This window comes from Alistipes sp. CAG:268 (assembly GCA_000434235.1).
GTDB lineage: Bacteria > Bacteroidota > Bacteroidia > Bacteroidales > Rikenellaceae > Alistipes > Alistipes avistercoris.
Window position 1 is genome coordinate 175,352 of the sequence record FR892023.1, and the last position, 13,705, is coordinate 189,056.

The following is a 13,705-nucleotide window of genomic DNA, read 5'->3' on the forward strand; positions in this document are numbered from 1 at the left end:
GTCAGTTCTTCAGTTTTGCGATTCGCTCCTTTGCCTCGTCCACAATTCCGTCATCGGCCGGGGAGTATCCGTCGGCGACGCTCTGGTAGGTCGCACGCGCCTGGAAGGTATCGCCCTTGCGCACGTAGACATCGCCCAGCAGCAGGAAGGCCTTGGCCAGCCAGTAGGCATTGGGCTCCCGGTCGGAGAAGGCGAAGACCTCCGACTCGGTCTTGTCCAGATCGCCGCTCTCGAAGAGCGCCTCGATCACGTAGTAGGCCGCCTCGGAGCCCTCGCGGGTCTTCACGTCGGAGGCCAGCTCCTTATAGAGTTTCAGGGCCTGGTCCCGATCGCCCGATGCGCGCAGCTGGCCGGCCCAGGCATACTTCGCCTCGCGAAGCGCCGTGGCACCCGCATCGGCGTGTCCGCACACGTCGGCCGCCATGGCGGCGATCCGGTTGCCGTCGCCGCCCGCCACCGTAGCACGCACGTAGCCCGTCATGGCGGTCTCGCGGCCCGAGCGGGTTGTCGTCACGTCGTACAGACGCCGGTAGGCCGAAGCCGCCTCGTCGTAGCGTTTCTCGGCGAAGGTCAGTTCGGAGAGTTTCTCGAGCGCCTGCTCGGTATACTGGTTCGTACCCTGCTCCGTCAGGCGGGTGAGCGTCTCGATCGCACCCGCACGGTCGTCCGTACGGAGGCAGCAGTCGCTCAGGTAATAGAGGGCATCGGTCAGGTAATAGCCCTTCGGATAACTCGAAACATAGTTGCGCAGCGAGCGGGCCGCAGCGGCGGGGTCGCCCTTGAGGTAGAGATTCTGGGCCGCGACGAACGAGAGCGAATCGCGCGACTGGGCCGAGAGATCGCCCTCGAGGCCCGCCTTGGCCGCATAGTCGAAGTAGCCGTCCACGTCGCCCTGCGACACGTAGATCTCGCGGATGCCCTGCATGGCCTCCCGGGCCTCCGAGGAGCGGGGCGAAGCATCGACGACCATGTCGTAGTAATGCAGCGACTTCTGGCGGTCGCCCAGATTGAGATAGGCCAGGCCCAGGTCCGAGAGGGCCTGCGCACGGCGGGGCGAGGCGGGGAAATCGGCCACGAAGCGTTCGAGCTGCGCGGCACCCTCGGCATACTGCTCCTGCGCGATGAAACTGCGCCCCAGTTCGTAGGAGGCTTCGCTCACGTAGTCGCCCTCGCCGTCGGCGATGATCCGTCGCAGGGCCTCCTGCTTCTCGCCGGTACGGCCCAGGATGCCGAGCGTCACGGCACGCTTGTAGCGGGCATAGTGGCGTTCGGGCGTCGCCAGCGCAATGGCCCGGTCGTAGGAGGCGACGGCATCGTCGAAGCGGCGTTCGGCATAGTCCACGTCGCCCAGACGGTTCCAGGCGTCGGCCCGGTAACGGTCACGCGGGGTATAGACCTGCAGGAACTTGTCGAAGGAGCTGCGGGCCTGGGCCATCTCCTCCTTGTCGAAGGCGCAATAGCCCAGGTTGTACCAGGCCATCGCATACTCGCGCGCATCGCGCGGGGCTCGGCGCAGGTAGGCGTTGTATTTCGCGGCGGCAACCGGATAGTCTCCCTCGGCAAAGGCGATCTCGCCCTGCCAGAAAGAGTTGAGGGCCGAATACTTGGGGCTTACGTTCACCGCGGCGGACTCCTCGAGGTAACGCCGTGCGGCAGCCAGGTCACCCGCAGCATAGGCCTCAAGGCCCCGGAAATAGGTAATCTTCTGCAAGGCGGCACGGATGTCGGCATCGTCAGTAGGCATGGAGCGAATGGCGCGGTAGGCCGCATCGTAGTCGCGCGAATTGTAGTAGGCGGCAATCAGCAGCGTACGGGCCTCCCCCACACGCGGCGAGGAGGGATAACGCTCGATATAGCGGCTCAGCATGTTGATCGCACCGTTGAAGGCGCCGCCGCCCAGTTCGTACTGCAGTTTGGCGTAGTTGAAGAGCGCATCCTCGGCGATCGAGGCGTCGAGCGACTCGTCGGAGGCCATGGCGAAGGCCTGCATCGCCGCCTGCTTGTCACCCGCGCGCAGGTAACAGTCGGCCAGGTGGTAGGAGGCGTTCTGCGTCAGGGCATCCTCGGCGCCGCACGCCTTGCGGAGCCACTCGGCGGCCTCGTCGTAGCGGGCCGTGCGGTAGAGCGCGAACCCCTTCAGGTAGGAGGCATCCCGGTCCATCTCGCCGCCCGCAGCGGTGTAGCGCTCCATGTGCTCGATGGCGGCATTGTAGTCGTCGAGCCGGAACCACGACTCGGCGATCACCCGCTCGAGTTCGGCCTGCCGCTCGGGAACGGCCTTGCGCACCAGCTCCTCGCCGTGATCGACGACATAGCGGTAGTTGCCGTTGCGGAACTCGATCTGCAGCAGGTAGAAGGGTACCAGATCCCGGTAGGCGTCGCTGCGCGTCAGCTGCGTGAAGCCATCCTTGGCCCGATCGTAGCGCTCCTCGGCATAGTCGATATAGGAGCGGTAGTAGAGCGCATGGTCGGCATATTCGCTGCGGCTGCCGATCCGCGAGAAGCGGTCGTAGGCTGCGGCATAGTCTCCCTGGGTAAACTCGACATAACCCATGCGGATGTCGTACTGCTCGCGGCGCGGCGCACTCAGCGCCTTGTACTCGGTGCGTTCGAAGGCCTCGCGCGCCAGGGGCATGTTCCCCACGGCACAATAGTAGGAGCCCAGCGAGAAGCGCACGTCGTTGGCATAGACCGAACCGGGATGGCGCCGTTCGAAATCGCGGAGCGCCCCCTCGGCATCGTCGCTGCCCAGTTCCACGGCGCAGGCGGCCAGGTAGTAGTCGATCTCCTCGCGGGCAGCACGGTCGGCGGGATCGAGCAGGGCGCGGGCCCGCAGGAACTCATGCCGGGCGTCGCTCCAGCGGCCGTACCCGAAGAGGTCGCGGCCGCGCTCGAGCACGCTATTCAGGTCGGATGCGCCGCGCACCGTCAGCGAGCAGACGGACAGCAGCGTAAACAGGATAATCCGGAAGTTTCGCATAATGGACGAAATATGAATTGTCGCAAAGATAATATTTCCGCCGTGCAAAGCCAAATTTTTTCAACCGACTGCCGCACGGCATCAACGAACGCCCGGCCCGCCGCCGTCGGAGGCGTCGAAATCGAAGCGCAGTTGGAGACACTCCCCGCCGGCTTCGGGCGAATTGCCGACCGCTAGCCCGATCAGGCGGATCTTGCGCCCGTGGAAATCGACCCCGGCCAGCAGCGCGTCGGAGACACGGCGCAGGGTTTCGGGCGAATCCACGGCCGAAAAGAGGGTCTTCGAGCGCGTGATCTGGCGGAAGTCGTCGAACTTGAGCTTCAGCACCACGGTCTTGCCCTTGAACTCATGGCGCAGCAGACGCCCCCACACCTCCTCGCGGACGGCCGAGAGTTCGAGGCCCAGCAGCTCGCGGTCGTCGGTATCCTCGGCGAAGGTCGTCTCGGCCCCCAGCGACTTGCGTATCCGATGGGGCTGCACCTCGCGGTCGTCGATCCCGCGGGCATAGCCGTAATAGAGATGTCCGGCCTTGCCGAAATGGTGCACCAGAGCCGCCTCGTCCCAGGCCCGCAGGTCGGCGCCGGTGCGGATCCCCAGCCGGTGCATCCGCTCGGCCGTGACAGCACCGATGCCGAAAAAGCGCTCGACGGGGAGCGCCGCAACGAATGCCTCGACCTCCGGAGGCGAGATGGTGAAGAGTCCGTCGGGTTTGCGGTAGTCGGAGGCGATCTTGGCCAGCATCTTGTTCACGGAGACCCCGGCCGAGGCCGTGAGTCCCGTCTCCCGGAGGATGCGGGCCTTGATCTCCCGGGCGACAAGCGTCGCCGACGGCAGTTCGGAGACATCGAGGAAGGCCTCGTCGAGCGAAAGCGGCTCGACCCGGTCGGTATAGTCGTGGAAGATGGCGCGGATCTGCTGCGAAACGGTCTTGTAGACCTCGAAACGTGCCGGGACGAAGATCAGCCCGGGGCACAGCCGCCGGGCCAGCACCGAGGAGATGGCCGAATGTACACCGTAGGGGCGGGCTTCGTAGCTGGCCGTCGCGACGACACCCCGCGGGCCGTCGTAACCCACGGCCAAGGGACGCCCCCGGTAGGAAGGGTTGTCGCGCTGCTCGACCGACGCATAGAAGGCGTCCATGTCGATGTGTATGATCTTCCGCTGCACGGGTCAGGGACGGATGTCGCGGCAGTTGCGCTTGTCGGTGATCGTCCCGTCGTCGAGTACGACCACTCCGTTGCGCGCCCGCAACATCGTCTTCATCGTCGAGGCGTCGATGTTGTAGCAGCGCACCTCCCCCGAGCCGAAGTCGTGCCAGCAGACATCGTAGAGCGGATCGGGCGTCAGGCAGACTACCTGCGCCCCCTCCGCCGCGGCGTGCTCCACGAGCCGCGCCATACGCCGCGCGCACCGCGGCGAGAGGCGGTCGAACGAAGTCACGCAGAGCATGTAGAGACGGCCCGGAGTCGAGAGCACCTCCCCGGTGGCATCGCCTTCGGCATCGCGCAGGGCAAATTCGCTGATCAGCGGCCGGATGGCCGGGACGTCGCTCGTCGTCCGCGTATCGACCCACTCCCACGTGTCGGCATCCTGCCACTCGGGATCGTCGAGAGAGAATTCACGCTCCTCGCCCGTCTTCAGGTTGCGGTAAACGAGCACCGTCTCCGACTCGCCCGGAGCCACCGACGGGGCCTGCATCGCCTCGCGGATGTTCACACCGACCTTGTAGGGCAGGAAGTCGATCAGCGGCAGGTGGATGTAACAGTAATAGCCCAGGTACATCGAGAGGCTGAAGAAGACGCAGGTGAGGGCGATCTCCAGCGGTTTGAAGGCAAAGATGCGGTCGGGGCGGTAACGCCACCACACCACGAAGGCCATGGGCAGCAGCACGAGGTTCTTGAAGAAGGTCTCCCACGGCGTGAGCTTGAGCGCCTCGCCGAAGCAGCCGCAGTCCTCGACCGGGAGCAGCGTGGCGCTGAGCAGCGTAAGCAGCGTGAAGAAGATCATCGAGGCCAGCGCGAAGATCGAGATGAGACGGATGCGGACCTTGAAAAGCAGCATGCAGCCCATCATCAGCTCGGCGCCGCACAGCCAGATCGAGAAGGTCATCGACGCCGGTTCGAGGACCTCCATGCCGTAGATCGAGAGGTATTCATTGACCTTCAGGGCCGTGCCCCACGGGTCGATCACCTTCGTGAAGCCCGAGAGGATGAACGTGCAGGCCAGGATCAGCCGGCAGGCGTGCGACAGCAGCTTGAAGCTGCGTTTCTGACGGATCGAAGGTTTCATTTCCGGGAAAGTATCGGTGCGAGCGCCTCGCGGATTTTCGAAAAGATTCCCTCGGGCGTATCCATCGCTCCCGAGGCATCGCTGCAGTCGATGACCTGCAGCTGCGGATCGGCCGCGGCGGCGGCCAGGTAGACCTCACGCACGCGACGCTGGAGGTCGAGGGCATCCTCGTGGATGTCGCGGCCGCCCCGGAGGTAGTCGCGGTCGTCGCCCTCGCGCGTCTCCGCAAGTTTGCGTTCGGTGAACGAGAAAGGTACGTCGAGGAAGAGCGACAGGTCGGGACGCGGCAAGCCGTTGTGGACGAACTCCAGGTCGAGGATCCACCGCATCAGCCGGTCACGCTGCTCCCCGGCGGGCAGTTTCGCACACTGGTAGCCGACATTCGAATAGACATAACGGTCCAGTACGACGGCCCGTCCCCCGGCCAGCCACTGCCGGATCTGTGGCGCGAAGTCGGCCCGGTCACCGGCAAACAGCAGCGCCACAAGATAGGGATCGACCTGCCCCACCCCGCCAAACTCGCCCCGCAGGAAGCGGGCGATCAGTTCGCCGTAAACCGGAGCGTCGAAGCGCGGGAAATGGACATATTCGCTCTCCACGCCCCGCTCGGCCAGCAGGCGGCGCAAAAGACGGACCTGGGTCGATTTGCCCGCACCGTCCAAACCTTCGAGTACGATAAACATCGGTATAGCGTATAATTTGCAACAGTCTCTTCATTTGCCCAGCCACACGCGAGGCTCCCCTCAGCGGAGCATGCGGACGGCGCGGGCAACGCCGTCGGCCAGTGCATCGACCTCGGAAAGGGTGTTGTAGAGCCCGAACGAGGCGCGGCACATGCCGGTGACACCGTAGTGGTCCATCACCGGTTCGGCGCAATGTTGTCCCGTGCGGACGGCGATCCCCAGCTTGTCGAGGATCATGCCCAGGTCATAATGGTGTACCTCCTCGACGTTGAACGACACGATGGCGCACTTGTCGGGGGTCGTGCCGTAGATCGTCACCCCGTCGATGGCCGCAAGGCGCTCCGCGGCGCGATGCAGCAGGGCTGTTTCGTGGGCCTCGATCTCCGCGGGATCGAACCCCTGCAGGAACCGCACGGCCTCGCCCAGCGCAATGGCCCCGATGAAGTTGGCCGTACCGGCCTCGAACTTGAGCGGAACGGGTGCATAGGTAGTCCGGGCGAAGGTCACCCGATCGACCATGTCGCCGCCCCCGAGGAACGGGGGCATCTCCTCGAGCAGGCGGCGTTTGCCGTAGAGTACGCCGATGCCCGTCGGGCCGTAGAGTTTGTGGCCCGAGAAGGCATAGAAGTCGCAGTCCAGGGCACGGACATCGACTCCGCCGTGCACGACGCCTTGGCAGCCGTCCACCACCACGATCGCACCGGCCCGATGGGCCGCCTCGATGATCGGGCGCAGGTCGGGCCTCGTGCCGAGCGTATTGGAGGCCTGCGTGACGGCCACCACGCGCGTGCGGTCGTCGAGCAGCGAGGACAGCTGCTCCGTACGGAGCGCACCCGCATCATCGAACGGGAGGACCCGGATTCCGGCTCCCTTGCGCTCGGCCAGCAGCTGCCACGGAACGATGTTCGAGTGGTGCTCCATCTCGCTGACGACGATGTTGTCGCCCGCATGCACGAAACGTTCGCCCCAGGCGTAGGCCACCGTATTGAGCGACGCCGTGGCTCCGGCCGTGAAGACGACCTCCTCCTTTTCGGCCGCACCGATGAAACCCGCGATCGTGGCGCGGGCCGACTCGTACTGCTCGGTCGCCTCCTCCGAGAGCAGATGGACCCCGCGGTGGATGTTGGCGTTCAGCTCGCGGTGGAGCATATCGACCTTGTCGATTACCGAACGGGGTTTCTGCGCCGTGGCCCCGCTGTCGAGGTAGACCAGCGGCTTCCCATAAACCGTGCGGGAGAGGATCGGAAACTCCCCGCGTATCTTTTCGACGTCGAACATCGGATCAGAGTTTTTCCATTTTTTCGCTGACCAGCTCCATGACCGCCTCGTGCAGCGGCTCGAAACTGCTGCGGCGCACGATGTCGCCGACAAAGCCCTCGATCTGCAGCCGCCGGGCCGCGGCTTCGCTCAGTCCGCGCTGGCGCATGTAGTAGATCGCCTCGGCGTCCATCTGCCCGACCGTGGCGCCGTGCGAGCACTTCACGTCGTCGGCATAGATCTCCAGCTGGGGCTGCGTCGTGATGCGCGCCGTGCGGCTCAGGAGCATATTGCGGCTCTGCTGGCGGGCATCGGTGCGCTGCGCGTCGGGTGCCACGTAGACCAGTCCGCCGAACTCCCCCACGGCCTCGCCCCCGGCAACCCCCTTGACCGAGGAGCTGCTGCGGCAATCGGAGACCCGGTGCGCCGTGTGGAGTTTCAGCACGCAGTGCTCGGAGCCCCCGACCAGGAAGGCGGCGCCCACCTCGCTCGAGGCCCCACGGCCTTCGAGCTCGATGCGGTACGAGGCGTTGGCGCTCGACAGCTGCACGGCCGTCATGCGGCACTCGCTACGGCCGCCCTGGTGTACCTCGACCTCGGCAAAAGCCTCGCCCAGGAACAGCTCGGTCAGTTCCAGCCGGGCATCCTCGCCCAGCGAGAGTTCGATATGCGACAGATCGGGAGCGCGGTGCACCACGATCAGGTGCCCCTCGGCCCCGGGGGCCACCTCGACCCGCAAGTTCTGCGGATCGACCGCCGCGTAGGGCGTCTGCGACCGCTCCGCGATCCGGAGCGCATCCGCGCCGACCGGCCGGCAGGTGCGGATGATTTCACCCATGCGGTCCATCATGCCCCGTATTCGTTGATGAGCCAGTCGTAGCCCTCCTTCTCGAGCTTGAGCGCCAGCGTCTTGTCGCCCGTATAGATGATCCGGCCCTTGTAGAGCACGTGCACCACGTCGGGTACGATGTAATCCAGCAGACGCTGGTAGTGCGTGATGACCACCGTGGCGTTCTGCGGCGTATGGAGTTTCGTGACGCCGGTGGCCACGATCCGGAGCGCATCGATGTCAAGGCCCGAGTCGGTCTCGTCGAGGATGGCCAGTTTGGGATCGAGCATCGCCATCTGGAAGATCTCGTTCTTCTTCTTCTCACCGCCCGAAAAACCCTCGTTCACGGCACGCGACGTGAGTTTCGAGGAGAGCTCCACGACGGCGCTCTTCTCGCGCATCAGGTGCAGGAACTCGGCGGCCGAGAGCGGCTCCTCGCCGCGGAAGCGGCGCTGTTCATTGACAGCCAGCTTCATAAAGTTGGCCATCGTGACCCCGGGAATCTCGACCGGGTACTGGAACCCGAGGAAAAGGCCCATCCGGGCGCGGTCCTCGATCGGCAGCGACAGCAGGTCGCGGCCCAGGAACTCGACCGAGCCCTCGGTGACGGTAAATTTCTCGTTGCCGGCCAGGACCGATGCCAGGGTCGATTTGCCCGAACCGTTCGGGCCCATGATGGCGTGCACCTCGCCGGCCTTCACCTCGAGGTCAATGCCCCGAAGGATCTCCTTGCCATCGACAGTAGCGTGCAGATTGCTTATTTTCAGCATAACGTATCGTTTTTTCTATTCTTCACTCATTCTTTCGCACTGCAGCGGAAGCGGCATCAGCCGACGCTCCCCTCCAACTGCAGAGCCAGCAGCTTCTGGGCCTCGACGGCAAACTCCATGGGCAGCTTCGAGAGCACCTCGCGCGCATAACCGTTTACGATCAGGCCGACGGCGTCCTCGGTCGAAAGCCCCCGCTGGTTGCAGTAGAAAAGCTGGTCGTCGGAGATTTTCGAGGTGGTGGCCTCATGCTCGACGACCGCCGTCGGGTTGCGGCTGTCGATCACCGGGAAGGTGTGGGCCCCGCAACGGTCGCCGATCAGCAGCGAGTCGCACTGCGAGTAGTTGCGCGCATGCTCGGCCCCCTTTGCCACGCGGACCAGACCGCGGTAGGAGTTCTCGCTGCGCCCGGCCGAGATGCCCTTCGAGACAATCCGGCTGCGCGTGTTGCGGCCGATGTGGATCATCTTCGTGCCGGTATCGGCCTGCTGGAAGTTGTTGGTCATGGCCACTGAGTAGAACTCGCCCACGGAGTTGTCGCCCGCGAGGATGCAGCTCGGGTATTTCCACGTGATGGCCGAACCGGTCTCGACCTGCGTCCACGACAGGCGGGCGTTCTCGCGGCAGATACCCCTCTTGGTCACGAAGTTATAGATGCCGCCCCGCCCCTCGCGGTCGCCCGGGTACCAGTTCTGCACAGTCGAGTACTTGACTTCGGCGTCGCGCTCGACGACGATCTCCACGACGGCGGCGTGCAGCTGGTTCTCGTCGCGCATCGGGGCCGTACATCCCTCGAGGTAGCTCACATAGGCCCCTTCGTCGGCCACGATAAGCGTGCGCTCGAACTGTCCGGTGCCCGCGGCATTGATGCGGAAATAGGTCGAAAGCTCCATCGGGCAGCGCACTCCCTTCGGGATGTAGCAGAACGACCCGTCGGAGAAGACCGCGGCATTGAGCGCCGCATAGAAGTTGTCGGTATAGGGAACGACGCTCCCGAGGTACTTGCGGACCAGATCGGGATGGTCGCGCAGTGCCTCCGAGATCGAGCAGAAGATGATGCCCTTCTCAGCCAACGTCTCGCGGAAAGTGGTCTTCACCGAGACGGAGTCCATCACGGCATCGACGGCAACGCCTGCCAATGCCATCTGCTCCTCGAGCGGAATGCCCAGTTTGTCGAACGTGCGCTTGAGCTCGGGATCGACCTCGTCCATCGAGCCGAGGGGTTTCTTCGCCTTGGGCGCCGCATAATAGATGATGTCCTGAAAATCGATTTCGGGGATGTGCAGGTGGGCCCACGTGGGCGGCTCGAGCGTCAGCCAGTGGCGGTAGGCCGCCACGCGCCGCTCGGTCATCCACTCCGGCTCGCCCTTCCGGGCCGAAATCTCGCGCACGACCTCCTCCGAGAGCCCCTTGCCGAGCAGTTCGGTTTCGATGTCGGACGTAAAGCCGTATTTGTATTCCTGATCCCGGATGTCCTCCAGGATATCGCGTTCGTTTTCTGCCATAGTAAGCCAAATATCGTACAAAGATACAAAATCTCCGAACAAAACAGAAATCCCGGACTGCAAATCTGATTCCGCGGCCGCGGCCACGGCATGAAAAACAGAAATTTTATCCGTAATTCTTTGCAGTTCGATAAAAAGATTCTATATTTGCACACCCTTTCGGAAGAAACAGACCGAAAACGGTGCCCGGAGAGATGGGTGAGTGGCTGAAACCACCGGTTTGCTAAACCGACGTACGGGGCAACCCGTACCACGAGTTCGAATCTCGTTCTCTCCGCCAAGGAACAACGCAAAAGATTGCAACCCCTGTAAATTGCTAATTTACAGGGGTTTTTATTTCGATCAACATAAATTCACACGACGAAATCAGAAAACCAATTATCGGAATTCCGCATGATGATTCTTCTCCAAAAATCAACTCCCGGCATACGATATGGACAAGAAGCATAACACCATAACCACCTTCCATGCTCCGGACCTCTCCACGCGGCAGGAACTTCCGGTTGCCGGAGGAGCCGTCAAGGCCGGATTTCCGTCTCCGGCCGACGACTTTCTCGACTCGCCGCTCGACCTGAACCGCGAACTGGTGCACAACCCCGCCTCGACCTTCTTCGTGCGGGTCTCGGGCGACAGCATGGCCGGGGATGGCATCGGCGACGGTGACCTGCTCGTCGTCGATCGTTCAGTCGAACCCTATGACGGCTGCATCGCCGTTTGCTACGTCGATGGGGAGTTCACGGTCAAGCGCGTGCGTCTCGAAAAGGGGTGCGCATGGCTCATGCCCTCGAATCCGAAATACCGTCCGATACGTGTCGATGCCGAAAATGATTTCCAGATCTGGGGCATCGTCCGCCACGTCATCAAAACCTTCAAATAGGCGACCATGTACGGGCTCTGCGACTGCAACAACTTCTACGCCTCCTGCGAACGGGTTTTCCGGCCCGATCTGGTGGGACGCCCCGTCGTGGTGCTCTCGAACAACGACGGCTGCATCATCGCCCGCTCGAACGAGGCCAAGGCCCTCGGCATCGGCATGGGGCAGCCCTTCTACCAGATCCGGCCGCTCATCGACCGCGGGCTGGTCACGGTTTTTTCTGCCAACTTCGCATTGTACGGCGACCTGTCGCGCCGCGTGATGGCGACGCTCCGCTCGCTGGTGCCCGGCATCGAGGTCTACTCGATCGACGAGGCCTTCTTCGACCTGCGGGGCATGGCCGAGCCGCTCGACGAGTTGGGACGTTCGATCGGCCGCACGATCCGTCGCAACGTCGGGATTCCGGTCAGCATCGGCATCGCCCCGACCAAGACGTTGGCCAAGATCGCCTCGAAGCTGGCCAAGCAGTATCCCCGGCTCAACGGCTGCTGCTACATGCACCGCCCGGAGGATATCACGAAGGTGCTGCGGAAATTCCCTCTGCTGGATGTCTGGGGCATCGGTCGTCGCTACGGGCGGATGTTCGACCGCATGGGGCTCCGCACGGCACAGCAGTTTGTCGAGTTGCCGCAGGAGTGGGTACGGGCCCGCATGGGGGTCGTGGGGCTGCGGACGTGGAACGAGTTACAGGGGATGGAGTGCATCAGTTTCGAACATATGCCTCCCCGCAAGCAGCAGATCACCCTCTCGCGCTCCTTTCCGCACGAGATCCATACGCTGGAGGAGCTGGACCCGATCGTCGCCGAGTTCGCCTCGATGTGCGCCGAGAAACTGCGCGGCGAAGGGTCGGTCTGTCGTGAGGTGCATTGCTACCTCTTCACCAACCGCCACCGCGAGGATCAGCCCCAGCGTTACGAAACAAGCCTGCAGCTGCTGCCCGAACCGACCGACAGCACGCTGGAGATCGTGCGGCAGGCCCGCATTGCCCTGCGGCAGGTCTTCCAGCCGGGTTATGGCTACAAGAAGGCGGGCGTGATCCTCTCGCAGACCGCACCCCGATCGGGGTTGCAGGGCTCGCTCTTTACGCCGGACTCGCACGAGAAGCACGCCCGGCTGATGGCCGTGCTCGACTCGGTGAACAAGGTCTGCGGCCGGGGGACACTCGTCGTCGCGGCACAGGGCACCGAACCCTTCCGCATGAACCGCGAACACCTCTCGCCCCGCTATACGACCGACTGGAAGGAACTGCTGGTAGTCAAGGCCGGGCCGAAAGGCAAAAAGTAGCAAACGCTCAGCCCTCCCACTCCGGCGACATCGGTTTTTTTAACACCTTTGTCACATCCATTTCATGGTCATTTCAGATTTCGTCACCAACTTTGCACCACAATTGCATGTGTAAGAAACACCCAGAAAACAGATGAGAATGAGAAAACTCGCCGTTCTGTCGCTTCTCCTGCTCGGCTGCACCCGCGTCCTGGCGCAGGAAAAAACGGAGGCGCTCCGCCAAAATCCCGAACAATCATTTTTCCACCGCACCCAGTTTTCCATAACCGACTCGCTGGCCGACGACGAGATGTTGCTTGCCCGGCTGCGCAACATGCCGAACCTCGAGGTCGGAAAGGGAATCACGTTCCGTCCCCGAAACGACTGGTTCGAGCTGACGATGCGTTTCCGCATGCAGAACCTCGTGGCCCTCTCGTTCGACCGCGATTTCTCGCTCACCGAAACCGAAGCCCGCGTCAAGCGGCTCCGGCTTCGCTTCGACGGATACATCTATTCGCCCAAACTGGTCTACTCGATCCAGCTTGGATTCACCGGATACGACGCCGAAACACTGCCCAACGGCAACACGAACATCATCCGCGACGCCATCGTCTACTATGTTCCCAACGCCCGGTGGAACATTGGATTCGGACAGACCAAGATCAAGGCCAACCGCGCCCGGATCAACTCGTCGAGCGCCCTGCAGTTCGTAGACCGCAGCATCGTGAACAGCCAGTTCAACCTCGACCGCGACTTCGGGTTCTTCGGAGAATACAACCTCGGCGAAGGCGACGGGTTCAACCTCTCGGCCAAGGGTTCCGTTACGCTCGGTGAAGGCCGCAACTGGGGAAATTCAACGGATGGAGGCCTCGCCTACACGGGGCGTCTGGAGCTCTACCCGCTCGGCCGGTTCGGTGCGAAGGGAGACCTGCTGGAGGGCGACTTCGACTACGAGGAGCAGGTTCGCATCCTTCTGGCCGGGGCCTGGTCGTTCAACGACAACGCCTCCCGTTTCCAGGGACAGCGCGGAGCCATGATGCCCGAGGGCGAAACCCGTGACATCAACTCCTATTTCGTGGACTTCATCCTCAAATACCGCGGCTGGGCATTCTATACCGATTTCATGGGGCGTACGAGCAGCGACCCCCTCTTCGACACCGACCGCAACGCTTTCATCTACGACGGATGCGGTCTCAACCTGCAGACCAGCTACCTGTTCAACGGCAAATGGGAGATCGCCCTGCGCAACTCGACGCTC

General features: G+C 63.3%; 11 protein-coding genes and 1 tRNA gene. 4 read left to right on the plus strand and 8 right to left on the minus strand.

Annotated elements, in window-relative coordinates:
• Position 1: 1 nt before the first annotated feature.
• The 8 genes from QZL63_RS11475 to sufB form a co-directional block, all read right to left on the minus strand.
• Entirely contained in the window at positions 2-2,980 is a 2,979-nt protein-coding gene (locus QZL63_RS11475; protein WP_022309432.1) for a tetratricopeptide repeat protein, read from the minus strand.
• Positions 2,981-3,061: 81 nt separating this feature from the next.
• On the minus strand, positions 3,062-4,147 hold the full coding sequence (gene dinB / locus QZL63_RS11480) for a DNA polymerase IV (RefSeq protein WP_290587241.1): 1,086 nt from the start codon (positions 4,145-4,147) through the stop codon (positions 3,062-3,064).
• A gap of 3 nt (positions 4,148-4,150) precedes the next feature.
• Positions 4,151-5,257, minus strand: coding sequence for a BT_3928 family protein (locus tag QZL63_RS11485; RefSeq protein WP_290587275.1), 1,107 nt, complete (start codon positions 5,255-5,257; stop codon positions 4,151-4,153).
• 8 nt (positions 5,258-5,265) lie between these two features.
• On the minus strand, positions 5,266-5,952 hold the full coding sequence (gene tmk, locus QZL63_RS11490; RefSeq protein ID WP_022309435.1) for a dTMP kinase: 687 nt from the start codon (positions 5,950-5,952) through the stop codon (positions 5,266-5,268).
• A gap of 60 nt (positions 5,953-6,012) precedes the next feature.
• A complete protein-coding gene (locus tag QZL63_RS11495; RefSeq protein ID WP_022309436.1) occupies positions 6,013-7,230 on the minus strand; it encodes an aminotransferase class V-fold PLP-dependent enzyme in 1,218 nt (405 codons plus the stop codon).
• Positions 7,231-7,234: 4 nt separating this feature from the next.
• Positions 7,235-8,059, minus strand: a complete 825-nt coding sequence (locus tag QZL63_RS11500) for a SufD family Fe-S cluster assembly protein (protein WP_022309437.1) — start codon at positions 8,057-8,059, stop codon at positions 7,235-7,237.
• Positions 8,056-8,808, minus strand: coding sequence for a Fe-S cluster assembly ATPase SufC (sufC, locus tag QZL63_RS11505; RefSeq protein WP_022309438.1), 753 nt, complete (start codon positions 8,806-8,808; stop codon positions 8,056-8,058). Before sufC ends, QZL63_RS11500 begins: the two co-directional genes overlap by 4 nt.
• A gap of 56 nt (positions 8,809-8,864) precedes the next feature.
• A complete protein-coding gene (gene sufB / locus QZL63_RS11510) occupies positions 8,865-10,310 on the minus strand; it encodes a Fe-S cluster assembly protein SufB (RefSeq protein ID WP_022309439.1) in 1,446 nt (481 codons plus the stop codon).
• A 188-nt stretch (positions 10,311-10,498) separates the two neighbouring features.
• Between sufB and QZL63_RS11515 the strand changes: the two genes are divergently transcribed.
• From QZL63_RS11515 to QZL63_RS11530, 4 genes are all read left to right on the plus strand, one after another.
• Positions 10,499-10,590: transfer RNA gene (locus QZL63_RS11515), tRNA-Ser, on the plus strand.
• Between the two features lie 153 nt (positions 10,591-10,743).
• Positions 10,744-11,187: a LexA family protein gene (locus tag QZL63_RS11520; RefSeq protein ID WP_022309440.1), complete on the plus strand. Its 444-nt coding sequence runs from the start codon at positions 10,744-10,746 to the stop codon at positions 11,185-11,187.
• Between the two features lie 6 nt (positions 11,188-11,193).
• Positions 11,194-12,468 (plus strand): Y-family DNA polymerase, encoded by a 1,275-nt coding sequence (locus QZL63_RS11525; protein WP_022309441.1) that lies wholly within the window; start codon positions 11,194-11,196, stop codon positions 12,466-12,468.
• A gap of 139 nt (positions 12,469-12,607) precedes the next feature.
• The coding region (locus QZL63_RS11530; protein ID WP_290587243.1) for a porin at positions 12,608-13,705 on the plus strand (1,098 nt) is incomplete at its 3' end.